The organism is Micromonospora wenchangensis (assembly GCF_002210435.1).
In the GTDB taxonomy this organism is placed as follows: domain Bacteria; phylum Actinomycetota; class Actinomycetes; order Mycobacteriales; family Micromonosporaceae; genus Micromonospora; species Micromonospora wenchangensis.
The window spans coordinates 75,955-101,313 of sequence record NZ_MZMV01000020.1 but is presented as its reverse complement, the minus strand read 5'-3'; the positions used below and the strand labels follow the sequence as shown (position 1 = coordinate 101,313).

General features: G+C 75.5%; 1 protein-coding gene. It reads right to left on the bottom strand.

Going from position 1 to position 25,359, the window contains the following annotated elements:
• Nucleotides 1-8: 8 nt before the first annotated feature.
• Nucleotides 9-25,331, bottom strand: a complete 25,323-nt coding sequence (locus B5D80_RS14270) for a WXG100-like domain-containing protein (RefSeq protein ID WP_088644347.1) — start codon at nucleotides 25,329-25,331, stop codon at nucleotides 9-11.
• Nucleotides 25,332-25,359: the final 28 nt, after the last annotated feature.

Sequence of the window (25,359 nt, the reverse complement as noted above, 5' to 3'; positions counted from 1 at the left end):
GTGCCGGTTCACCCCCGATCGGCCGCCGGTCGCGGGGTGCGCTGTCGACGGCGTGGCGGGCTGCCGGGGCGGTCCGGTACCGGGGCGGGTGTGGTCGACCGCGCGCCGGGCGGGTACACCGGTAATCCGGGGAGTCCGGCGACCAGGATGTCACCGAGTCCCGGCACGACGATGGTCTCCGGCAGGCCCACCCCCGCCAGGACCATCCCCGCCAGAACCGCGCCCGGCGGCACCGTACCCGTCAGGACCGGACCGGTCGGCACCTTGCCCGGCGCGACGGCGGCAGCCGGCCCGGCGTCCCGATCGACGACCGGCGGGACGGCGGTGCCGGCAGGTCGGTCGTCGGTGGTGACGGGGGCCGGCTCCGGGCGCGGTCGGTGTCGGGCGTTCGGCTCCTGCGTCGGCAGCATCCGGCTGGCCTCGTCGACGGTGACGACCGGGGTGTCGGCGGCGGCGAGCGTGTCCAGTGCCCGGGTGGTGTCGTCGACCGTTTCCGGGTCGGCGGCGTAGCTGTCCAGCGAGCCGGGTTCGGCCCGGTCGACCAGGGCCGCGAAGTCGCGGGCCGGGAAGACGTACACCTGCGCGTCGTCCGGGGCGGTGAACGCGTCGGTGTCGACGACGAACCGGCGTACCACCGGGCCGTCGCCGGGTGGCAGACCCACCTGCGCGAGGTGCTCGGCCATCCCCCGGGCGACCCCGTACGCGGTTTCCGGCCGGGTGAACACGGCGACGGGGGCGTACGGGTCACCTGTCGTGATCTGGACCCGTCCGGTGACCGGGTCCTGGTACAGGTCGGTCGACACCGCCTCCGCGGACCCGCTCTGCCGCCCCCGGGGCACCTCGACGACCAGATGCAGCAGGACCTGACCGGGGCCGGGCCGCGCCGCCCCGGGGCCGGGCCCACCCCCCGCCGGTCGGACCGGGACGGGCGGGCGGGCCCCGCCGGCCGGCGCGTCGAGGATCCGGTTCGACACCGCACGCGGGTCGCCACCGGGATCCTCCCGGTTGGCCAGTCGGACGAAGTCGGCCCGACCGGCCGCGATGCCGTCGCGGACCTGCCCGGCGAGGCGGTGCATGGCACGCAGCCGGGGCCGGTCCGGCTCCCCGCCGTTCCAGAGGGCGCTCATCTGTTGCAGGGTGCGCAGCAGCGTCATCCAGTCGGCGAGCGGGCCCGGTGCGCCGGGGATCCCGGCGAGCGCGCCGCGGCCGGGGTCGCGGCTGATCCGGAACGTGTCCAGGGCGGCGGTCGCCGCGTCGAGCAGCCCGTCGAGCATCGCCTCCCGGGTGTCCAGGGCGAGCCGGTCGAGTTGCGCGTCGGTGCGCAGACCCACCACCGCCAGCGCGTCGTCGAGCCGGGCGAGGGCACGGTCCGTCGCCGCCGGGTCGGAGCGGGGACGCAGCCAGCCGGCCAGCGCACCGACGGCCTCGGCGGCCCGGTCGAACGCCGCGAGGTCGGCGGTGCCGGCACCGAGCGTGCCGACCACCTCGTGGTACGCGTCGAGCGCCGCAGCGGCAGCCCCGAGGACGCGTCCGGCCGCGACCGGTTCGGGGCCCCCGGTCACGCCGAACCACAGCGCCCCGAGTGCCTGGGTCAGCAGTTGCCAGCCGTACACCTGCATGATCGGCCCGTCCAGGGCGATCCCGGTGGCGTCGCGCAGCCGGGTCAGCTCGGCACGGAACCGGGCCAGCGCCGCGACGTGGTCCGCGTCGTCCGCCTGGTGGCCGTCGACCAGCGGGGTCAGGTCGAGGTCACGATGGGCGGCCGGGGCCAGCTCGATCAGCGGCGTCAGCTCGGCGATCGCATCGAGCGTCCCGGTGGCGCGGGTGACCAGCCCGGCGACCTCGACGTCGCCGGTCCGCCACTGCTGTGCCCACCGGCCCACCAGCCACCGGAAATCGTCAAGCACACCGCGCACCTGTGCGGCGTGGGCCGCGAAGGGGGCGGCCAGGGCCGGCGTGACGAGCACCGGCAGCAGCCGGACCAGGACGCCGCCGAGCTGGTGGACGACGACCGCCGCCGCGGTTTCCGGCTCCCCGGCGGGCAGCCCGGCGAGGGCCTGCCGCGCCTCGGTGACGCGCAGCAACACGTCGTTGCGGAGGTCCCGACCGTCGTGGACTCCACCGACCGCGCGGCCGGACGTCGGATCGTCGGCGTACGCCGGGCCGGGGAGCACCCGGCGCAGGGACAGCTCGATCTGCATCCGGATCTGCTCGCGGACCCCGTCGACGACCCCGTCGAAACCGGTGACCTCGACGACGACCCGTACCGGGAGCATCCCGACGGGAGGCCGGGCGTCGAGCTGGGCCCGGAGGAAGTCGGCGGCGGCGTCGGCGAGGATGCGGGCCACCGCGTTGTCCCGGGAGTCGGCGAGCAGCTCCGGGGGCACACCCAGCACCAGACCGAACTCCAAGGCCGTGCCGGCGGTCGCCGGCTGCGGCAGGCCGGCCAACCAGGAGGTGACCAGTGAGGCCCGCCGGGCGATCGCGTCGCGGGTCGGTCCGGTCAACACCGCCCAGTCACTGACCGGTTCGGCCGGGGTGAGCCGCTGGTGGTCCCCGACGGCCGCTGACGGCGGGGTGTCGCCGAGCAGTTCCAGGTTCCACGGCCGGTGCAGCAGCTCCACCCGGTCGAGAACCGCCCGGACGGCGTGGTCCGCGGCGATCCGGACCGGGGCCTCGACGTCGAGGCGCTCGGGCCGGGTCCGCCAGGTGCGGTGCAGCTGGGCCGCCGTGACCGGCGGAACCGCCGGATCGGCTGCCGGAGGCTGCTGCCCCGGCTGGTCCGTCGTGGTCTGCGGTGCGAAGGGCGCGACACCGATCGGTCGCAGCACCGGGTCCACCGCACGGTACTCCCCGTCGGCGTCCGGTTCGCCGACCAGTGCCGCCAGCAGGTGGAGGTGACGCGACCGCAGCCCGGCCCACCGCATGTCCCGCAGCCGGGCCTTCTCCTCGTCGGACAGCGCCGCGCGTTCCTCGTCGGACAGGGCGTCGGCGGGGAGACCCGCGAGGTCGCCGAGCAGGCTGCCCGGGACGTTCGGGCGGTGCGGCGCGGTGTCGTCGCGGTACTCCTCGCGCAGGCCGAGCTGGTGGGCGAACTCGTGTACCAGTTCCTCCTCCAGGGCGTCGTGCCGCCAGTGGAACTGGTCGGTCGGCCCCTCGTCGATCACCTGCACCCGCAGGTGGGCGTCCTGCGGGGAGGCGGCCCGCTCCACGGTCACGTGCAGCAGGTCGCCGAATCCGTTGGGCAGCCGGTACGCCGTCGCGTCGGCGCCGCTGTTGAACACCCGGTGCACCCCCCGTTCGAGGGCGTCGAACATCGCCCGACCGTTGTCGCCGTCGAGCCACACCCGCACGGTCAGGTCGGTCACCGGCTGGCCGCCGTAAAGGAACCGGCGGGCCTCGAACCGCGACACGACCTCGTAGCGGTCGTCCCGGGCGGGGCCGGGTCGGCTGACCGGGTCGACCCAGTGGTGTTCGCGGACCGCGACCTGTGCCATCGCACGTCGGATCGTCCACTCCAACGGCTCGTCGTCCCCGCGTGGCACCGTGCCGGGGTCGGGGCGGGGCGGGGCCTCCTCCACCCCGTCGGGCCCGGGCAGCAGCGGGTCCGCGGTGCCCTGCGGCTGTTCCGGTGCCACGGTCGGGGTGGTGATCACCGCGCGCAGGTCGTCGGGGACGGCACTCGTACGGCCCTTCTGGTCCGGCCGGAACACCCGCCATCCGCCGAGGCCGTCGGTGGTGGACACCATCCGGGCCGCGCCGGCACGCTTGGAGATGTCGATGTCCGCGCCGTGGGTGAGGACCACCGGTGTGACGAGAAGTCCCGGCCGCTCGGCCACCGCCTGTCCGAGCACGTCGACCAGGGTCTGCGCCGCCGCGTGCGGCAGCGGGTGCCCGACGAGGACGAGACCCGCGACCGGTGTCGACTGGGCGATGACCGTCTCGACGACGGTCGTCGCCCAGCCGGGCAGGTACGTCGGCGCGTCGGGACCTGCGAAGACCAGCTGGCGGCTGTCGGTCGCCTGGATCAGTGGCACGAGGTCGAGCACGTCGGGGTCCTCGGTGCCGAGGAGAGGCGGCAGGACGTGCGCCACGTCCGGTGGAAACAGGTTCAGGTGGACCGTCGTCGGATCCAGCAGGTCGACCCGGTCGTCCAGCGGGACGAGCACCCCGTCGGGGTCGATTCCCCGCCGGATTGCCCGGTCACTGTCGGCGTCGTACAGCGCCGGCAGGAACTCCAGCCAGGGCCGCGTGCCGTCGGGCCAGTCGACCCGCAGCTCCCCCGCATCCGGATCCCACCTCGGCGTCGCCTCCTCGGCCAACGTGTAGACGGGTCGGCCGGTGAGGTCCGCGAGGCGTTGCAGGAAGACGTAGTGCTCGGGAAGGCCCACGTGCTGGACGACCCGGATCGCCGTCACCTCGTCGGAAACCGGCAACAGGGGGCGTAGCGACCAGTCCGGTGTGTACAGCGGCAACTCGACGGTGAGCAGGCCGGGCGGGCCGGCGTGCCGCCACATCGGCCAGAGTTCCCGGTCGGGCAGGGCCAGCTGGACGCCCCCCGGACGTTCCACCGTCGTGCCGGTGACCTGCAGCGCCTCGTCGAAGGCCGCCCCGGCCTCCCGGCGCAGGGCGGCTGCCTCCGCCTGGGCGGTGGCGCCGTCGACGTGCTGCGCGCCGAAGTACCTGACCTCAAGCACCATCAGCGGCAGCGCGCCGTTGGAGGTGTCGAAACCGTCGATCACGGTCATCCCGCCGTACCCGAGATGCTGTCGTACGTCTCCACGGAGGTAGTCGATGATCGACTGCTCCTTGTTCCCGTTCTTCTTGTCGACGAAGGCGATGTTCCGGAAGAAGTCACCGGCCAGCTCGGCGCCGTTCCTCGCCTTGAAGCGCTCTTCGAGATCCGGGATCCGGTCGGTGAACATCCTGCGGAACAGTTGTGCGATCCCCGTGAAGTTGGCCTGGAAGTAGGCCTGCGCCGACGGTGACAACGAGTCGAGCAACATCCGCATGTCCTGCCGGGACAGTGCCGCGACGTTCTCCTTGACCAGACCCTCGTGGAGCCAGCGTCCGGCGACGCCTGCGGTGTTGGAGTACAGCACGGTGGCGAAGCCTCGTAGCTCCGCGACGTCCCGGGGACTGCCGCCCCCGTCGGCGAAGTGCTCGGCCACGGTGTCGGCGAAGGACAACGCGTCCTGCAGGTGCGGGCGGGCGTAGGAGGGGGACACACTCGTCGGGCTGCGCCAGGTGTGCCGGGCGACGTAGCGCAGGAACGAGTGGGCACCGGCGAGCGGGACCCCGATGCTGTGGTGCACCCGGGCGCCGGGCTCGCTGTCCGGCGGACGCGGCCCGACGTTCACCTTGCGCCCGAGCGGTGTCAGCACCACCTGGGAGAGGTGGCCGGCGGCCTGCACCGTGCCCAGGAGCTGGGCGAACGGAACGGGCCCGGTGAGCGCCGACAGCGCCTGACCCAACGCGGTCATGGCCGGGTACAACGACTCGCCGCCGTGGTGGGCGTCCATCTCGGCGTCGGTGTCGGGTACGACGCCGACGATGACCTCCAGGATGGCGGCGACCTCCTCGGTCCGCTTCGGGGCCGGTCGCCGGTAGAGTTTCCCGTCGTCGCTGTCGCGGAAGTAGGTCTTGACTTCCACCTCGATGGCTGTCGTTCCCGCGGGATCCTCGGCGAGCGCGCTCGTGCGGGCCAGGTCGGGGAGCGTCTTGTCGGTGGCTCCGGGGAACATGTCGGCGGCCGCGCTGAGGTCGAGCGTCTCGAAGAACTCGAACTCCGAGCCGTGGCCCAGGAAGGTCCGGTTCACCGGCGCGTCCACGATCGCCCGTGCCACCGAGGTCGAGGCGACGGGCACGGACGTCCCTGCGTCGACCAGCGCCGCCGGATCGACCGTACCCTCGGGATCCACCAGGACCGCACGGGCGGCGATCTCCGGGCCGAGGGCGTTGAGCCGGGGCAGCCGGTTGTCCGCCGCCGCCCCGGGCAGCAGCGCCGCCCCCCGCTCGCCGCCGAACTGCACCCACCGCACCGGATCGGTCTCCCGGTCCAACCGGTACCCCACGAACGCGTGCCCGGGGGCGCTGCCGGGGCGTTCCAGCAGGACGAAGGCGGCGGTGCCGGGCGCGGCGGCGACGAGTGCCCGCTCGATCTGCGTCCAGGAATCCACCACCGACCAGTCGGACCGGTCACCGGCGAAGTCGCCGGCCCACCGGGTGCCGATCGCGGCGTCGTCCCGGGTCCGACCGACCCGCAGCCCCGGCCGGACGAACCCGTCGATGCCCGGATGCAGGACGGCCGCGAACCGACGGGCCAGAGCCAGGCACGACAACGGATCCTCGGGCGGGCGCCAGTCCGTCACCGAGCCGGCCGGAGGGACGGCGGCCTGCACGTCCAGGGTCTCCTGCACGGCCGTCTCCAACCCGGCCAGCGTCAACGGGTGCCGTCCCCGGCCGGCCGGGCGGGCCACGCCGGCATGACTGCCCGGATTGCCGAGGACGGCAGCGTCGGACCCGGCGTCGCTCTCGGCGTCACTGGGCACGATGTCGCTCTCCGCGCCGCTGAACACGGCGTCACTGTCCGCATCACCGTATCCGGGGTCGCTCCCGGTCGTGGTGGATCGGATGGTCGCCGCATCGGTGGTCCCGCGCCAGAGGCCGGCCGCCGGGCGGGGCAGCTCGAGCGCCTCCTCCCTGGTCCGGGCCAGATCGAGCACGTCCGGTTCCGGTAGCCACGCCCGGTAGTGGCCGTTTGCCAGGTAGAGCAGCACCGGTCCCTCGCTGATCCGGGCCTCGGCACCGTCGAAGCGCGGGTTGTAGACCGTCCGGATCGACCAGCCCCCGACGTTCGCCTGCGCGTCGTCGGCTGCCTCATCACGGACCGTCGCCTGCGCCTCGCCGGCGGACCGCGAGCCGGCGCTCGGGTCGCCTGCCGGACGGGCCGACGGGACGGGGGTGGCCAGCACCACCGGCCGGCGCAGCGCCGCTCCGACCAACAGGACGAGGTAGTCGCCGGTGTCGGCCGCCCAGTCCGCCTGCCACCTGTTGACGGTCCGCGCGAGTTGGACGCGTACCCGCCGCTGTGCCCGGACATCCCGGCCCAGCAGTCCGCCGTCGGCGATCACCTGTTCCACCTCGGCGAGCCGGCCGGTCACCAGCAGGGAGTGGATGCGGGCACGCAGCCCCTCGGCGACCCGCAGGACCACGGGCCGCAGGTGGGCGGGGAGGGTCACGTCGACGGGTCGGCGGCCGTCGCGCCACGCCTGGATCTCGTCGAGGTCCCGCCCGTACGACCCGGGCAGCAGCTCCCGCACCTCGGGCAGGGCACTGACCACAGCGGATTCGAGCAGGCACAGACCGGTGCGGTCGACGTCCACGAGTTCCCCGTCGGTGGGGGGCGGCAGCGCGGTGAACCGGTCGTCGGCGTCCACCCCGACCGGGACCGGCGGCGTCGGGACGGCCGACGGGGCGTCCGACCCACCCGATGCCGACCGGGCGGGGTCGTCCGGCTGTTCGACGGGCGACCGGGCGGGGGCGTCCCGCCGAGCCGGGGCGGGGCGTGCGACGGAGGGTGCCGGGTCGGTGTCGTCGACCGCCGGGAGGCGGGCCGGTTCGGCGACCGGGTCCGTGGCCGGGCCCCGTCCCAGGTGCCCGACGGCCAGACCAACCAGGCGTTCGACCTCGGCGCGGGCCTCCAGCCACCGGCGGTGCGCCGCCGCCTCCGCCTCGGCCCGTTCGGTCGCGTTGCCGGCGGCGGCCCGGGCGAGGGTGCCGGCGGCGGAGTCGGCGTCGCCCGGGAACCCGGCCACCAGGGCGATACGTTCCAGCTCCCGCCAGGTCTTCAACGCCTGCTGCGCCTGCTCGGCGGCGTGCACCGCCTGCTCCAGGTAGCTGGTGACGAGCAGCCGGTCCACGGGGCCGTCCCCCGACGTGCCGCCGGCCAGCAGGTGGTCCAGGACGTCGACCTGGTCGACCAGCACCGGCTGCGAGTCGGGCAGCGTCACCTGCACGGCGGTACGGCGGGTGCCGGTGAGGTCGGTGTGTTCGGCCACCACGACCGTCTCGGTGGTCCACCACACCTTCGCCTGCGCGCCTTCGTCGACGAGTCCGCCGACCAGCACGTCCGTACGGTGGGCGGTGCTCTCCTGCTGGCCGGAGCTGCCGGGCACCGAGACCCCGAGCGCCGGCACGTACCCGACGGACGTGCCGAGGGTGTCGGGCAGCGCGGCGTCGGCGCGGGCCACCAGCCGGGCGTTGCCGTGCCGACCGGCCCCGCCGCCACCGCGCAGTCCCTCGGCGGGCACGAGCACGGTGTCCAGCCGGACCGAGGTGACCCGGGTGTGCAGGACGAGGCGGTAGCCGTCGGTGAGGGCGATCTCGTAGGGTCCGGCCATCCGGTGCGGGGTCGCCGCCCACAGGTGGGTCCGCCCCAGCAGGGTCATCAGCTGGTGGTTGAGGGTCGATCCGGGCGCGCCGGGCAGCGGCCCGGAGCCGACGATCCGCAGCGCCCGCACGGCGGCGGCCTGGAGGGCGGCGGCCCCGTTGAACCCGAGCGCGGCGAACTGGCCGGGCAGCGCAACCGCCCCGTCCCGCCAGGCCCGCCAGTTGTCGGTGGGAATGGTGACCAGCCGCAGCGGCCCGGCCGGGCCGTCCACGGTCAGCGGTGCGTCGACCACCTCGGTCGGGTCGGGCAGCACGGCGGCCGGGCCGACCGGCCGGTAGGTGAGGTTCAGGTGTTCGGCGGCCGTCTCGGTGCGCAGCGGGACGGTCATCTCGTGGCGGCCGATCTCCTGCCGGCGGCGGTGGGCCGTGAACACCAGGCGTTGCGGGCCGTAGTCGACAGGCAGCCACGGGCCGGGCGTCTCCACCGAGGTCACCGCCCGGCTGACCGTGACGTCGCTGGTCCGGCCGGCGGCGGTCCGGCCGAGGGTGCCGACCGCGTTGAGCGCCGCCCGTTCCCCGAGGTGCGCCACCGGGAGCACCTCGTCGGTGACCGCCTCACCGGACTGGTGACCGCCACCGACCTCGCTGACGGTGCTCAGTTCCAGGTTGCCGGTGCCGGCGCGCAGCTCACCCACCCGGGCCGGGACGTCGGCGGGTACGGCCCGGACGATGATCTGCACCGCCGGGCGGCCGAGCAGGCCCGGGTAGCGCAGCACGAAGCTCAGGCCGCCGTCGAAGAGGTCGCCGAGGTGCGCGGCGATGGTGACCGGGTCGGTGTGGTGCAGGACGGTGCTGACGTTCAGGGCGGTGTTCCGGTCGTGGCCGACCAGTTCCATCCCCTCGTCCCCGCCGAGGCGCAGGCCACGCAGCCAGCCCAGCATGGCCTGGCCGATGGCGGGGGTGTCCACCAGCCGGCTGGTCTGGTGCATCACCTGCACCGCCGGCGGGGTGACCTGACGGGGCAGCCGCCAGCCGCCGGTGGGTGTGCCGACGGCCCGCCGGTACTCCTCGACCGACATCTGTCCCAGCAGCGACACGTCGCCGACCTGCCGGTAGCGGGTGAACGTCCGGTCGGGCAGCACCCACTTGGGTTCGGTGAGCACCACGGCGAGGTGCACCCGCAGCCGGCCGTGCACGCCCAGCAGGACCGTCCGGGACTCGGAGTGCTTGACGGTGCGTTCGACCTCGGCGGCGGCGAGCACCGTCTCACCCGAGATCCACTCGACCTGCCGCCGGCCGAACAACCGCAGCGCCACCGTCGCGGGCGGCTGGGTGGGGGTCCGGCTGGCCGGCTGGGTAGGGTTGGAGGCGGGGGGCTGACCCCCGGGTGTCGCTCCGGAGGGGCCGGTGGGCGCGGCGGGTTCCGCCGCCCGCCACGCCGCGCCGCCCCCGCCGGCCTCCAGCCGGACCTGCGCGCCGCGTTCCGCAGCGGAACGGCGCACCGCGAAGCCGGCGACGGCACTCTCGTACCCGTCGCCGGTGACCGCGCCGGACGGCGTCTGGTCGTGTCCGGTCACCTCGGCGAAGACGAACACCGTGACCGGCACGTCGTCGCCGACGACCACGCTGGGGGCGTGCACCGGTTGGGGCTGCTGGGTGGCCGGTGCCAGCAGCGCGGCCAGGTGCCCCTGGTCGACGAAGGCGTTGAGCCACTGGTGCAGGGGTGTGCCGGGAATGTCACCGCTGAAGGCCGTGCCCCGGCGGCGACCGCCCGCGCCGCCGGGCAGGTGCCCGGCGTCCATGTAGTCCGCGGTGGCGGCCCGCAACGCGTCCAGGAGCTGGGTGCGCAGCTCCGGCAGCCCGTGGAGGTGGTGGGTGACGGTGTGCTGGGCCAGTGCCGCGCCGAGGTTCCGCAGCCGTTGCCGCTGCGGGGTCACCTCCGGCGGCAGCAGTTCGCCGAGCGCCTCGCGCAGCACGATGCCCGCACTGGGCCCGCCGGCCGGGGTGGGCAGCACGACCGGTGGCGGCTGTCCGACCGCGACGGTCTGGGTGAACGGCACCGAGAAACCGAGTTCGAGGTCGACGGTGTGGTTCCCGGCGAAGCTCAGCGGTCGGGCGTGGACGGGTCGGTCGGACAGCCACCGCCAGGCGTCGACGAGATAGCCGCGGTACTCGACGACGACCGACGCCGACAGCTCCAACCGGACGTGGTCGGCGAAGACGGCGACCGCTCCCCCGCCGATGCCGACGACACCGGCCTGGCTGCCCTGGGTCACCTCGATGACGTCCCGCCAGAGGCCCTGCGCCCGCAGGCCGATCCCGGCGGACCCGCCGATCGCGTCGCTGCCCACCGCGGCGGTGGCCTGCACGCCGGTGGCGACGGTGCGGGCCGTCCGGTCCGTCGCCGCCTGCGCCCGGCCCTGGCTGGTCCGCAGCTTCACCGTGGGCTCGTCGTCCTCGGATTCGCCCGACTCGCTGTCGGTGGGTTCGGGGACGTCGGCGGTGACCGGGTCGGGGTGGGTGCCCCGCCGGCCCAGGTAGCGCGGTGCGGTGTCGGGGTCGCGGCGGCGTACCCCGATCCGGACCTCAAGCGTCCGGCCGGAGAGGATGTCGCGGACCCGCAGTTCGATCAGCAGTTCACCGTCGGCGACGCCGAGCAGTCGCGCCGAGTAGCGGCCGGGGCTGTTCTGCGCGGCGAGGTGCTCCTCGTTGCCGAGCCGGTCCAGGGCCCGCCGGATGCGGGCGGTCTGCACCTTCGGGTCGTTCCAGTCGGGCAGGTACCGCCGGTGGGCGGCGTTGCGCTCGTCGGCGAGCAGTTGCCGCAGCCGCCCGGCGACCAGGCCGGCGACGAGGTCCCCGCCGTGCAGGAAGCCGCGTCCGATGCGCAGCCGGTCGCCCCGCCACAGGTGGTCGGGCAGGGTGCGCTGGTCGTCCGGGTCGTTCTCGACGGTGCCGGCCAGCAGGGCGACGAGGTCACGGTCGGGCCGGGCCGACGACGCGACGTCGCCCAGCGCCGCCACCTGCTGCTGCGGGACGACCAGCAGGGTACGCACCGTCACCGGTCGCGGCCCGTGCCGCAGTCCCCGGTACGCCAGCGACCGGGTGACCGACCGGTACATGCTCCACTGCACGGTGCCGGTGTACTCGGCCAGGTAGAGCCCGAGCACGTGGTCGCCCGTCTCCTGCCCGGTGACGTTCTCGAACTGCGGCGCGAGGGCCTGCGCGCGCCGGTCCACGACCGAGACGGTCGGCCCGACGGCGAGCCGGAACAGGCCGAACGCCCGGCCGATCAGCGCCGCGAGGAAGCCACCCCGGTCCGAGGCGGACTGCACCGACTGACCGGCGGTGACCGATGCCGCCACGCGCAGCAGCGCCGACTCGGGCAGCTCACCGACCGGGGTGAGCCGGGTCAGCCGCAGCACGGGCCGGACTCCCTGGGCGTAGCTGGGCCGCCGCAGCCACGACGAGCTGGTCGCGGTGAGACCGGCCGCGCCGGGCTGCACCGCGTCGACGGCCCGCTGGCCGCCCCAGAGTCGCCAGAGCCGCAGGTTGCTCCCGCGGCGGCGGGTCACCTCGGGAATGCCGGTGAGCGCGGTGGTGGCCAGCCCGCCGTCGTCGACGACGTGCGTGGTGTAGCTCGCGTCGCGCAGGAAGGCCGCGGCGGCGGGACCGACCGTCAGCGGGTCGCCGTCGCGGACCGGCCGCATCATGGCGAGCACCTCGGGGGTACGGAACCAGAAGTGGTCGCCGTCGGCGGGCACCCAGGTCGCCGGGACGGCCGCCCAGGCCGGCGGGGTGGGCCGCGCGGTGATCTCCACCTGGACGACGACCGCGCTGCGGGTGAGGAACGAGTCGGGTACGCCGATCATCATCTGGTTGTCGCCGGTGGTGAGGGACTGCCCGATCGTGCGGACCGCCCGGCTGCTCAGCACCCCGCCGAGCAGGGTCACCCCGACGCCTCCGGCCGGGATCGGCACCACCACCCGGGCGGTGGCGGCCTGCGGCTGCGCCCACGCCGACGTCGACACGGTCGCGGTCCGCCGGTCCTCGATGCCGCCCAGCCCGGGGGCGAGGCGCACCTCGTCGGCGTCGGTCGGTCGGGGGACGAGGCGTACCCAGGCGAAGCGCCGCTCCCGGCCGACGCGGACGGGGTGGCCGGAGCCGTGGTGCAGGAACTCGGTGGGGTCGGTGGCCAGGGCGCGCAGCAGGGGGCGGGCGGTGGGCATGGTCACGCCCAGGGTGCGCAGCCGCCTGGTCACCCGGGCGTGGAGCACATCGGTCCAGGCCGGGTGTGCGGTGTGTGGCACCCCGATCAGCAGCGGCTGCGCGGTGATCGCGGTCCGGACGGCGGTGACCTGCTCCGCGGTGGGTTGCCGGCCGGGCACCTGGCGGGCCCCGCCGGTCGGGTCGAGCAGCAGCACCTGGGCCCGGCCGCCGGACAGTGCGGCGGTCAGGTCGGCGTCGCTGAGGTCGGCGACGTCGACCCCGACGACGGTGAGCTGGGCCGGCACCGTCGCCAGCGCCGGTTCGGCGACGAACATGAGCAGCCGGCCGGATTCCCCGGCCCGGGGCAGGTAGGCCAGCGCCAGCGAGCCCGGAGCGGCGCGCAGGGCGTCGACGGTGGCCTCGACGTCGTGCAGCGGTTCGAACTGTCCGCCCAGCGCGGCGGCCAGGGTGCCGGGGATCGTCTCCGGGGTCACCGTCAGCTGCGCGTCGAGCGTGCGGGGGGTCCGCCCGTAGTAGCCGTCGACCAGCCGCACCATGGCCCGGAGCAGGTCGGTGGCGTCGGTCACGACCAGCGTCGGGTCGGCGGCGGCCGCGATCAGCCCGGCCGGCGACGGGGCCAGGAAGTCGGCGAGGTCCATCGCGTCGCCCCGGGCGTCCACGGCCAGCACGGTGGTGCCGGCGCGGGTCAACGCCGCGGCGGTGACCGGGTCGTCGACGGCGGACCGGGCGAACACGCCGGGCCGGGCGGGGTCGACGACCCGGGGGGTGACCACGCCGTCCCGGTCGTCGGCGACCAGCCAGAAGACCCGGTCGGGCGCGTCCGGCGGCTGGTCGTGGACCAGCAGCATCGTCCCCGGCCGGCGGGTCAATGCCTGGACCGCCGCCCCCGGGTGGGTGACGTCCGACGGTACCGGTCGTCCGCCCAGCGCGCGGTGGAACCCGTCCAGGCCGAGCCGGGTCGCCGCCGGTGCGGTCACGGTGAGGTCGCCGATCCGGCCGTGCAGGACGAGGTAGGCGGCGACCGCCCGGATCCGGGAGCTGGCCGTGCTGGCGGCGGTCTCGTCGACCTGCACCGCGTCGACCCAGTCGGCGAGCCGGGTCAGCGACGGCCGGCCCCGGCGGACCTGCCGGCCGGATGCGAGGCGGGCCGCCGGCAGCCGGCGCAGCGCCTCCCCCACGGCGTCCACCGCCGCCGTCGACGGTCCGGGTGGGACGGGGTCCGTCGGGGATCCGGTGGACACCGGTGCGGTGTGCGGGGTGCCCGGCGGGGTCGGCTGCTCCCCCGCTCCCGGGTCCTGCGCCGCAGCCGGGTCCTGTCCCGACTCCGAATCCGAATCCCCGATCCAGTACGAGTACGGGTACGGTTCCGACGGCAGCTCCGGGTCCGGGTCCTGGTCCGGATTCTGCTCCCGGTCCCGGCCCTGGTCCTGGTCCTGGTCGGGACCAGGATCCGAGTCGGAGCCCGAGTCCGAGCCGGAATCCGAGTCGGAGTCGGAGTCGCGGTCGGGTGCGGCCTGACCGCCGAGGACCCGTTCCCCGGTCGCGACGCGGACGGCCACCGTCCGCCCCCGGTCCAACAGCATCGTCAGCGGGCCGGGCAGCTCGTCCGGGTCGAGCGCGGTCAGCCGGGCATCCGGCCCGGCGTCCGGCAGGACCAGCGTCAACGCACCGTCGGGTGCGCGGTGGACGAGGGCCACCGCGTCGTCGCGCCACACCGGGGCGACCGCGTTGGCCGGCAGCAGGCCGAGGGCCGCCGCCGTCACCGGGGTGGGCGTCGCGCCGAGCCGGCGGGCCAGCACCGTCAGGTCCGGCCCGGACGGACCGGGCAGACCGAGGCGGGTGAGCACGTGCCCCACCGACCGGCCGCCGGGCTCCCCGTCGACGGCGGCCCGCAGCCGGTCCAGCCCGAACAGGGCCGAGGCGAGCAGTTCGGCCCGGTCCCGCGCAGTGCCGACCGGCAGGCCGGACAGCCGGCGCAACACGCCGACCCCGTCCAGCCAGGCCCGCGAACCCAGCTCGCGGCCCCGGGTGTTGACCAGTCCGGTCAGCTCGGCAAGGTCGGCGGTGACCGCCGCGACCGCGTTGCCGACCAGCCGGAACGCCTGGAAATCGGTCAGCTCGTCGGTGTCGCCGGTGCCCGGCCGGGCACGGTGGGCGCGCCACAGCCCGTCGTCGGTCCGCACCAGCGCCACGGCTGCCTGCGCGGCGAGCGCACGGGCGAACGACTCCACCTCCGGGCCGTGGTCGAGGAACACGACGACGGGAATGCCGGCGTTGGTCTCGGGCAGGATCGCCCGGTACGCGGCGGCGGGCAGCGCGCCGCGCCCGTCGGGCCGCCCGGTGGTCACCCCGGCAGCGGTCACCGTGCCGGGTTCGACGAGGATGCCCCGTTCACCCAGCAGCGGGCCCAGCCCCAGGGCCCATATCTGGTCGGGCAGGAGCCGCACCAGCGGCCCGTCCCGGTACGGCACCGCCATCAACTGCGGCGGCAACAGGGGGTTGCTGAGCTGGTCCGGGTCTTCGACGTCCCACGCCAGCATCTGCCGGGCGGGGAGCTGGCCGGCGGCGGCCGCGGTGATCTCGATGGCCACCACGTCCGTGCCGACCCACCAGGCCGGTCCGACCGGCACGCCCACCGGGGCCACCCAGTCGGGGACGAACGTGCGGTCGACGGGGCCGAGACCGTGCCGGCGCAGCGGGTTGTCGGTGACCAGGTGCCCGATGCCGACGAGGTGGGCCAGTTCGAGCAGCAGGGTCCGCGCCTCGGGGCTCTGCTCCTTGGCGAGTTCGCTCGCCAGGACCGCGCCGACCGGACCCTCGTCCTCCACCAGGAGGTCGTGCCCGGCCGCGGCCAACGTCTCGCCGTCGATGGCCCAGCCCTGCAGGACGACCTCCCCGTCCGGACCGGGCGCCACGACCCGGTAGGCCGCGCCGGGCGGCAGGGTGTAGAGGTGGTCGGCGGCGGTGATCTCGTCGGCGGCCACGAACGCGACGTCGGTGGCGCGGGCGCCGGGCGGACCGTCGTCGCCGGCGTCGTCCGTCGCCTCCACCAGGAACCGTACGGCGGCCTGCGGCAGTGCCAGCACCTGCGGTCCGGGCCCGTACAGCGGCCTGGCCTGCGGATCCTCGGCGGCCAGGCCGGCGATGACGTAGGACAGGTCGGCGCCGGTCAGCACGGCGATCCGCTGTTCCCCCTCGACCCGCCAGTATCCCGTCCACGTCCCGGGGTCGCCGGCCTCGGACCGGACCACCACCGCGAACACCGAGTCGAAGATCACCGGGATCTCCTGGATGGTGTCGAACTCCCCGGGCACCACGACGATCCGGGTGCCCTCGGGCAGCCGTTCCATCAGCAGCGCGACCGCGTCGGCCGCCTGGTCGCCCGCCCGGACGCCGTCGACGACGTCGTCCAGTTCGGACACCGGGGCCACGGCCACCCGGAACGCCGCGCGTAGGGCCGCCGGCAGGCCGGTGCGGCCGGGCGACCAGAGCACCACGCCGTTGTCGTACCGGTCGACGGCGGGCACCGCCCACGACGGCATGGCCACGGCGAAGCCGGTCTGCGTGTCGTCGACCGGAAGCTCCAGGGCGGCCATCCCGGCGCCCAGCCACACCAACGCCTCGGCGTCGTCGTACGTCTGCGCGTCGACCGTCCAGGCGACGGTCCGCCACGACGGATGCGCGTCGACCGTCTCGACCAGGTTCCCGACGTGGTCGGGCGCGATGGGCAGGCCGCCGTGGCTGACCTGGTGGCTGGCGGCCGACCCGACGTCCGCCGCCCGCGCCGCCCGGCCCAGGTCGGGCGTCCACCGTACGACGGGGGCGGTCGCGAGCCGGTCGCGGATGAGGTCCGTCACCGGGGCGACGGTGGCCGGGTCCGCCGTGACCAGGTAGAGCTGTTCGCCCGACCAGTGGGGGAACACCCGGACCTGTTCGACCGGCACCCACAGCGTCAGGTCGTGCCCGTGCTGGTCCGGACCGCCGAGGAGGAGTATCCCGTCGCGGCCGGCGTCCGCCGCGAACGCCTCGGCGGTGGCCCAGCGGTTCAGGTGCAGATGCAGGTGCCCGTCGACCACCTCCTGCCCGTACGGGCGGCCGAGCAGGTCGAAGGCGGCGCGGACCAGCCCGGTCTGGGCCGGCGTCCGGTGGTGGGCGGTGGCGGCGCCGAGCACCACGGAGTCGAACTCGACTCGGAGTCGGCGCAGCAGGTCGGCGCTGTCCGGGCCGGTCAGCTCCACCTGCCAGCCGGGCAGCTGGTAGACGGCGGTCCACCCGGCCAGCTCGGCGTCGGGGGCGAGCACGCCGACACCGTGGGCCAGCAGCCGCTGGACGAACGGGCTGTCCACCGGCGGCGACCGGTCGAGCAGGACGACCCGGGGATGCGCCCGCAACGCCTCGCTGTCGATCAGCTCGTCGGCGGTCACCTCCCAGCCGTCACCTGTCAACCGGTCGCCGTCGAGCTGCCCGACGGCGACGACCAGCCCCCGGTCGTGCAGGTCCTCGGCGTCGGGCACGGTCACCGCCGCCCGTGCCGCCGTGGGCCGGGGTACGAGGTGGACCATCGGATAGTCGACGATGACCCGGGTGCCCTCGTCCACCAGCAGCAGCGTCCCGCGGGGTTCCCCCTGGGTCGTCCAGATCACCCCGTCGCGCGGGGAACGGCCGGCGAACACCTCCCGTACCTCGGCGAGCGCGGCGGCATGCACCGGGACGAACCGGTGGCCGGCCCCGGGCCACGCGCCGGTCCGCTCGTCGACGGGGAGCATCAGCCCGTCCCGGTACGCCAGGGCCAGCAGGAACGGGTCCCAGGGATAGGTGCGGTCCGGGTCGAGGATCGCCAGCCAGGACTGGATCCGCGACCAGGGCTCGTCCACCACCCGCCAGGTGTCGGGATGCTCGGCGGCGTAACTGCCGTCGACGACCAACCGCCGCAGTCGCGTGCCGCCCCGGTCGACCGGGGCGTACTGCACGAGTTCCGGACGGGGATCGGTGATCTCGATCAGCACGCGGTGCTCCGGCAGCCGGTACGGATCGACGAGCATGACCCCGCTGTCCCGTAGCCGTGACCGGAGTTCCCCGGCGTCGACCGGCTCCCCATCGTCGACCATGAAACGCACGGGTTCGTACGGTGTGGTCAGCACCGCGCTGTCGAAGATCTCGGTGAGCCAGTCGCCGTTCTCGCCGACCCGCAGGTCGGGGTCGGCGAGCAGCATCTCGGCCCACCGCCGGCCCTCGACCGGGTCGGCGGCGTGCAGGACGGCCCGGGCGAGCGCCTCGTCGAGGGTGCCCACCAGGATGTCCACCTCGGTGCCGGTGCCGGCGCTGCTGCCGGACACCGTCCACTGGACGTCGACGGGCAGCAGCGTCGGCAGGACGACGACGACGGAGGCGCGTACCGTCCGGACGAAGGCGGACTGCGCCGCCGTGGCGTGGTCGAGGTCGGGGAGGATCAGCACCCGGCTACCGCCGTCGGTGCCGGCCAGCCGGGCCAGGTAGTCGGTCGCGTGGTGGCGGACGCCGTCCGGCGTGACCAGGACGTCGTCCGACGCGCCGTCCAGCACACCGGGTTGCAGGACGATCCGGTGCGCGTTGCGCCAACCGAACCGCTGCACGTACGACCCGATCTCCGTGGACAGGATCCGCCACGGGTACCGCATGATCAGTTCACGGACCGGCCCGACCGTCCAGTAGTCGGGCAGCGGCATGTCCCCGGGCAGCCTGACCATCGCGGTCAACCCGGCGGCGTACGCGGGGCTCTCCCCGAACGTCTCCCAGAAGGTCTCCCGGACCGTGGCCAGCACGCGGGCCCGCAGCATCTCGCGGTCGACCTCGGCGTCGGGGTCGTCGCCGCGCTCGGCCCGGATCGTGGCCGCCTCGGTCTGCTCCGTGTCGTCGATCAGGTACAGCCAGGCCCGCCGGACCATCTCGGGCGGGTCCAGGATCGGTTGGGCCACCGGCCCGTCGGTGAAGTCGTTGCGCCACATCGACAGCACGGGCAGCAGGTGCGGTTCGACGTCGACCGCCGCCCCCGGCGGCTCGACCAGCGCCTGCACCTCCAGCGCCGGCTGGTCCTCGACGGCGGGCAGCGACACCCGCACCAGCCGGACCGCGTCGTTCGGGACCGCCACGGCGAGTTCCACCGGGTCCGCCCCGGTGGGGCCGTCGGTCGGTGGTGGCCATCCGCCGTGCAGCAGCCAGCCCCGGTGCCCGCCCAGACCGTCGGCCAGCCCGGTGTCGGGGACGGTGACCCGCCGCACCGGGCCGTCCGGCGGGACCTCCGCGGCGAGCCGTTCCGCCTGCCGGGCCGCCGCAGTCCGGAACTCCTCCTCCTGCCGCACCCGTTCCTCGTGCCGCCGGTCCTGCTGGACCCGGCCGTACGTGGGGGGCGCGTCGTCGGGCGACGGGGTGACCACCGGCTCCGGGGCCGCCGACGGGGTGAACGGGGGCAGCCCCTCGCGCCACGCGGCGGCACCGAGCAGCGTCCCCTCCGTGTAACCGGGTGGGGTGACGTACGCCTGCCGGATCCGGGCGGGCAGGTCGGCGAGGTGGACCTGGGAGAGCTGACCGGGAGGCGGCGCGGGCAGCCGGAAACGCAGGCGCGGCAGGCGCACCGGCTCGATCGGCACCTCGTTGGTGGACATGGTGACCACACTCAGGTGGCTCGGTGTCGGCAGCCCCACGTCCAGCCGGTGCCGCAGCTCCCGCTCGACGGCCCGGCCGAACGCCACCGCGTGCTCGTCGTTGTCGCTGACCACGGTGAGCACCATCGGCGCGCGGGGGTCGACGGTCGTGGCCGCGACCCACCGCGCCCCGGGGGGACCACCGGCGAACACGGTGCCCAACACCCCGCCCGGGGGCACCCGGTCGCCGAACAGCAGGGCGTAGTTCTCGTCGGCGAGCAGGACGAGCAGGTGTTCGCCGGGCAGGTCGACCGCGTCGACCTGCCGGATGAGCGTGGCCATCGACATCGACTCGTCGTCGCCGTCCCAGGGCCACAGCACACCCCGCTGCCGGGGCGTGCGCAGCACCCCCAGCCAGCCGGGGCCCTTGCCGCTGTCCGGCCGTTCGACGGCGCGTCCGTCGTCGCTTGCCGCGACGGCGGCGGGGACCCAGGCGTCGTAGTGGTCGCGTCCGTTGTAGAGCAGTCGGACCGGCTCGCCGGTGCCGTCCGGCCAGAGCACCGTGGCCGACGGCGGGTCGACCCGGCCCTGCCACACCGGCCGGTCGAGCGCCGCGCCGATGACCAGGGGCAGCACGTCACCGGCCCGGCCACCGGCGGCAGTGCCGTCCTCGACGGGCAGCGGACGCCGCCAGTCCCAGGTGTCGACCACGTCGAGCAGGGTGGCCTGCACGTCGTGTCCCTCCGGGAACAGCCAGGTCGTGGCCACGTGGTTGAACAGTTCCACCATCGTGGGTGACGGGTCGGCCACCCGCCGCCGGATCTCCTCGCGCAACGCCGCGTCGATGTCACCCAGATCGACGTCGTGTGACCGGGTACGCCGGACCCGCAGCAGCCGGTCCAGCGCGTCCGGCGGCATGCCCACGATGCCGGTCATCGCCTCCGGCACCGCCACCGCGACCGCGCTGAGCAGGCAGAGGCCGTCCCCGACGATGCGTACCCGGTCCCATTCGGTCGGCGGCAACGGCGCGTTGGTCAGCCGTACGCCGCTCCCGTCGGCGGTCCCGGCCCGGCTGGCGTAGCCGGCGAAGGGGGCCGCGAACGGCCGATCCGGCACGGCGGGGTCGGCGATCTCGTCGTTGACCACGTCCCAGGCCCCGGTGCCGTCGGGGACGAACAGCGCCCACGGTCGGCCGTCGACCGACAGCGGCAGGTGTCCCGCAGTGCCGGTCACCACCAGGTCGCCCTCGGGTGCGACGACGTCGGTGGCGCGCAGGTCGGCCAGGCGCTGCACAGCCCGCGCGCCGGTCCGGCCGGCCGCGCAGGACAGCAGCGCCAGCCGCCGGCCGTCCCGCTCGGGGGACTCCAGCAGGGTGTGCAGCTCGTCGGCGGTCAGCGTCGTGTCGCTGGTCCGCCCGTCGGGGTGGCGCAGCGGCACCCGGAACCGGTCGCCGGCCCCGTGCACGAGCACGGTCACGGTGTCGGTCGCGTCGGGCAGCCGGGGGTCGCCGGCCAGCCGGTCCCACTCCCGGGCCGGCAGCAGGGCGATGCTCCCCGGCCGGCCGGGGACGTCGTGCACGACCACCTGGCCGCCGCCGACCCACCAGCTCCCGTCCGCGCGCTGCCGCAGCCGCCCCGGGGCGGACCGGCCGGGGATACGCAGCCGACGGCGGTCCCGACCCACCCGGTCCCGACCGGCACGGCCGGTGGGGGCGAGGCGGCGGACGCGGTCGGTGAACGCGGGGCCCGGCTCGGTCCAGAGCACCGCCCGGCGACGCTGCTGCGGCGTCGTCGGCCGCCGCGTACCACCGGGGCTCGTCGACCGGCCGGCTCCCCGGCTGGTCTGCTCGACCCGGACCATCCCCAGCGGGATCCCCTCGGCCTTCAACCGCGCCGCCAGCTGAGCGCCGACCAGTTCCGCCAGCGAGGTCGCCCGCCGCCGGCCGGTCCGGCCGGCGCGCAGCCGCAGCCGCCCGGAGCCGTTGCCGCCGCCCTCGATGCGTACCCGCACCACCCGGGGCCGGTCGTCGTCCCACGCGTGGCGGGCCTGCGCGACCACCTGGTCGACGAACGCGTCCAGTTCGGCCCGCCGGCCGTGGCCGGCCACCCGCTCGCCCTCGGCGAAGTCGATGGTGACCGGGTCGTACGGACCGGGCTCCCCGGTGCCCCGCCGGGTCGCGACGACAGGCAGGTCGAACCGTTCGCCGACCGCCGTCGCGACGGCGTCCAGCCAGCCCTGGACCTGCTCCGGGGTAGCCGCCGGACGGGCCGCACCCATGAACTGTGCCGACCGGTCGTCGACCCGCCACCGGCCGGTCGCCTCGTTCCAGGTGAGTTCGCCGCCGACCCGGGCGTGCCGCTCGATGGCCCGGCCCCGCGCGTCGAAGCCGACCGCGAGGCCGGCGTGCCCCTGGCCACCGAGCCGCTCGCGCAGCCGCTCGGCGGTCAGCTCCGGGTCGCGTTCCCGCATCCCGGCGAGCAGGGCCCGGAAGTCCCGCTGCCGCATCGCGGCAGCGGCGTCGGCGGCGCCGAGGTAGACCTCGCCGTCCTGCGCCACCACGTAGAGCCAGGTGCGGGCCCGCGCCGGGTCGAGCAGGTGGGCCGGGAAGTCGGCCAGCCGGTACCAGAGCGGATTCAGCCGCACGTCGCCGGCCTCGTCGCGTTCCGCCGGGGTGATGCGTCCCGCCCGCACCGCCGGCCCGTAGACGTCGTCGAGATCCGCCGACCGGTCGGGCTCCGCCGGGATCCGGTCGGGCTCCGGCCGGGGCTGGTCGGGCTCCGGTGAGGCGGGGGGTTCCGGGAGGTCGGGGAGGTCGGTGACCTCCGGGTTGGACGACGAGGCGTCGTAGTGGGCGTCGTCGTTGTGGTAGATGGTCACCGGGGGGACGTCCGGCGGGCCGTACACCGCGCGTTCGCGGCCGTCGCGGCGGCTACGCACCCTCAGCGGCAGGTCCAGGGCGTCCGCCAGCAGCGGCAGCAGCGCCGTACCTACCGGTTCCCGCCAGGAGGTCGACCAGTTCGCCACGGCCGACTGCAACGCCCCGACCTCGGCATCGGTCAACGGACCGGTGTCGAAGGCGTACCCGTCGAGATACCGGGCGTGCAGGTCGTCGTCGGTCACCTCGGCCAGGGCCGGGTTCTGCCGACGCAGCTCGGCGAGCCGGTCCGCGCGGGCCGCCACGTCCGGGCTCTCCCGCTCCTGGTCGGCCAGCGCGAACCGGACCGCCGGGAGCAGGGCCGGCAGGGTGTCCCGGTGGGTGTGCAGATGGCCGGCGACGAGCGTGGCCAGGGCGGTGGCGACGAGGTCGGCCGGGGAGTCCTCGGGCACCGACGTCAGGTTGGTGGAGTACGCCTCGGCGTACCCGCCCACCTCCGCGCGTACCCGGTCGGTGTCGGCCAGCCAGCTCCGCAGCACGGGTGTCAGCAGCCCGGCCCGCGCCAACCGCTGCGCCACCTGTCCCGGTGCCGAGGTGAGTACGGCGAAGAGCAGGCACCGCCCGTCCGCCGGCACCCGCACCAGGTCGGCCGGCAGGTCCGACCCGGTGGCCCGTTCGGCCGGCGGCACGACCACCGGGGTCGACGTGACGGCGGGCGGGGCGGTCGCGGTCGTCGCGGTGACGGGCGGGGCGGTCGCGGTGACGGGCGGGGGCGTCGCGGTGGAGGGTGCCGCCTCCGGGCGTGACCTGCCGTACCGGCGGGTGGTGGCGGGGTCCAGCAGGGCGTCCACGGTCGCCGTGGCGTCCGGTGCGGACCGGATCGGGGCACCCTGCCCGTCGAGCAGGATGACCCGCGCGCCCACCGGCAGCTCCGGCGGTTCCCCGACCGGCCGGACCCGCCGGTCGGGCCTGGCCTGGGTCTCCACCCAGAACAGTTCACCGCCGTCGTTGACCAGGGCGAAGGCGTGCCGTGGGGCGTTCGGAGGCGCCACCAGCACCGCCGCCAGGGCCCGTGGGCCGGCCCGGCCCACGGACCCCACGATCTGGTCCCAGTCGGAGACCAGCTGCCAGTCGACGCCCAGCCGGGCGGCGAGGTCCTGCTCGGGGCGCACGGAGTCGATGGTGGTGTCGTCCCGGCTCGCCCGGGGTGCCGCCGACAGCCCGTCGATTACGGCCGTCAGCCGCAGCACACAGTCGGCCGCCGTGCCGTCGTAGGGCGGCAGCACCTCGCTCAGCCGCCGCTCCAGGGCGGCCCGGCGTCCGGCGACGGCCACGGTGGGGTCGGTCACCCCACCCACCGGCGGCGGGTCCACCGCCGACGGCGCGCCGGTCACCAGCTGCGGGCCGGCGGCGGGCTGCGGGCCGACGCCACCCGCCCCCCTCGTGCCGGGACCGCCCGCCGCCACCGGTGCGCCGGGACCACCCGCCGCTGGCGAGCCGGGGCTGCCCGCCGCCTGTGGGCCGACGCCACCCGCGACCTGCGCGCCGAGGCTGCCGGTCAGTGCCGACCCGACCGGCTGGGGTCCACCCGGCCAGGACCCGGCGGCCGGCCGGCCCGGGGTGGTGCCAGCCGGTCCGGACGGCCTTGCGCCGCCGGCTGCGGTCTCCGCCCCGGTGACCGGGGCCGGACCCGCCCCACCGCTGCGGGCCGCCGCCCCGGCGGCACCCGGCTGGCCGGCACCCGCACCCGTCAGGCCGGACCCGGCGGATCCGGCCGACGGCGGCACGCCGGCCACGGTGGCCGGACCGGTCGTGGCCGGGCCGGTCACGCCGGCCGGGCCGGTCATGGTCGACGGGACGGGCAGGCCGGACGCGGCGGCGGGGCCCGTCGGGGCCGGCAGGTCGGGGCGGGCAGCGGCGGTGACCGTGGCCGGGTCCACCGGTTGCGGTCCGGCGGGGTCCGGCGGCGGCGACCCGGCGTCGGCCCGACGGGGTCGGGCGGCCACGTCGCCGTCGCCGGCACCCGTACGGGTCGTCGGTCCGGTCCCACCGGGCCCGGCACCCGTACCGCCCCGGCCCGGGCCATCGGTGCCGCCGGTCGCGGCGGCACCCACGCCGGGCACGGCGGTCACCGCGTCGGCGTACGAGGGCGGCCCGTCGTACGCCGGCAACCGGACCGGGTCGTACGGGGGCAGCGGCTCCTCGACCGCCGTGCCCGCGACGGCCGGCGGTTTCGGCTCGGCGGACACCGTCGGCTTCGCCGTGCGGTCCCGGTCCCCGCCGGTGGCCCGGTGCAACTGCTGCCCGATGGCGGTGCCGGCGACACCGGCCATCCCCGAGGCCGCGCCCGCGATGACGGCCGCCCCGTCGGCCTCCCACTCGCCGGTGGTCATGCCGTTGTAGAGGAACTCGGTCAGCCACTCGCTGACCCCCTCGTTGATGACCTCCTGGGCGGCCTCGCCGGGCCGGAACCCGTGCGGGTCCGGGAGGTTCGACGAGGCCGTCAGCCCGGCCCGCCGGCCGATGTTCGTCGACCGGGCCAACCGTTCCAGGCCCTGCATCAGCCCGCCGAGGCCGAGGCCGACCGCGCCGCCGAGCGAACCGACCTCGGCGGCGGCCCGGGTCAGCTCGTCGTTCCAGCCGTCGCGGGTGTGGTTGCGGATCTGGTAGAGCTGCACCAGCCGGTCCATCACCGTCTGGAGGCCGATCCCGACGGCCTGTGCCATGGCGACCTGGAACAGCACCCGGGTGGTGACGTTCTGGAAGATGATCCGCATGATCACCTTGCCGACCGCGAGCCGGGCCAGCGCGGCGCCCGGGTTGATCCAGGCGATCGCCAGGGCGGCCAGCAGTTCCAGCATCAACGCGAGCAACGACGCGATGATCATCAGCTTGGCGTACTGCACCTCGGTGGCGGTGCCCCGGTAGCTGTCCCCCATCCGGTTGGTGTACTTCGACACCAGGCCGAGGTAGCCGGGGCTGTGCAGGACGTAACGCTCCATCGTGTCGACGAAGGAGTCCTCGGCCTGCCCGTTCACCCCGGCCCGGTACGCCCGTACCCCGTCACCGAAGGTCTCGGCCGACGTGACCACCTGCTCGGCGGCCCGTCGCAGCGCCTCGGCGGTGGCGAAGAGGTTGGTCTCGTCGGCCCTCGGGAACTTCTCCCCGATCAGGAAGCGCAGGAAGTTCGCCATCTCGGCCGAAACCTCGATCGCCACCGGAGACCACCCCTCGTCGTCGGACCAC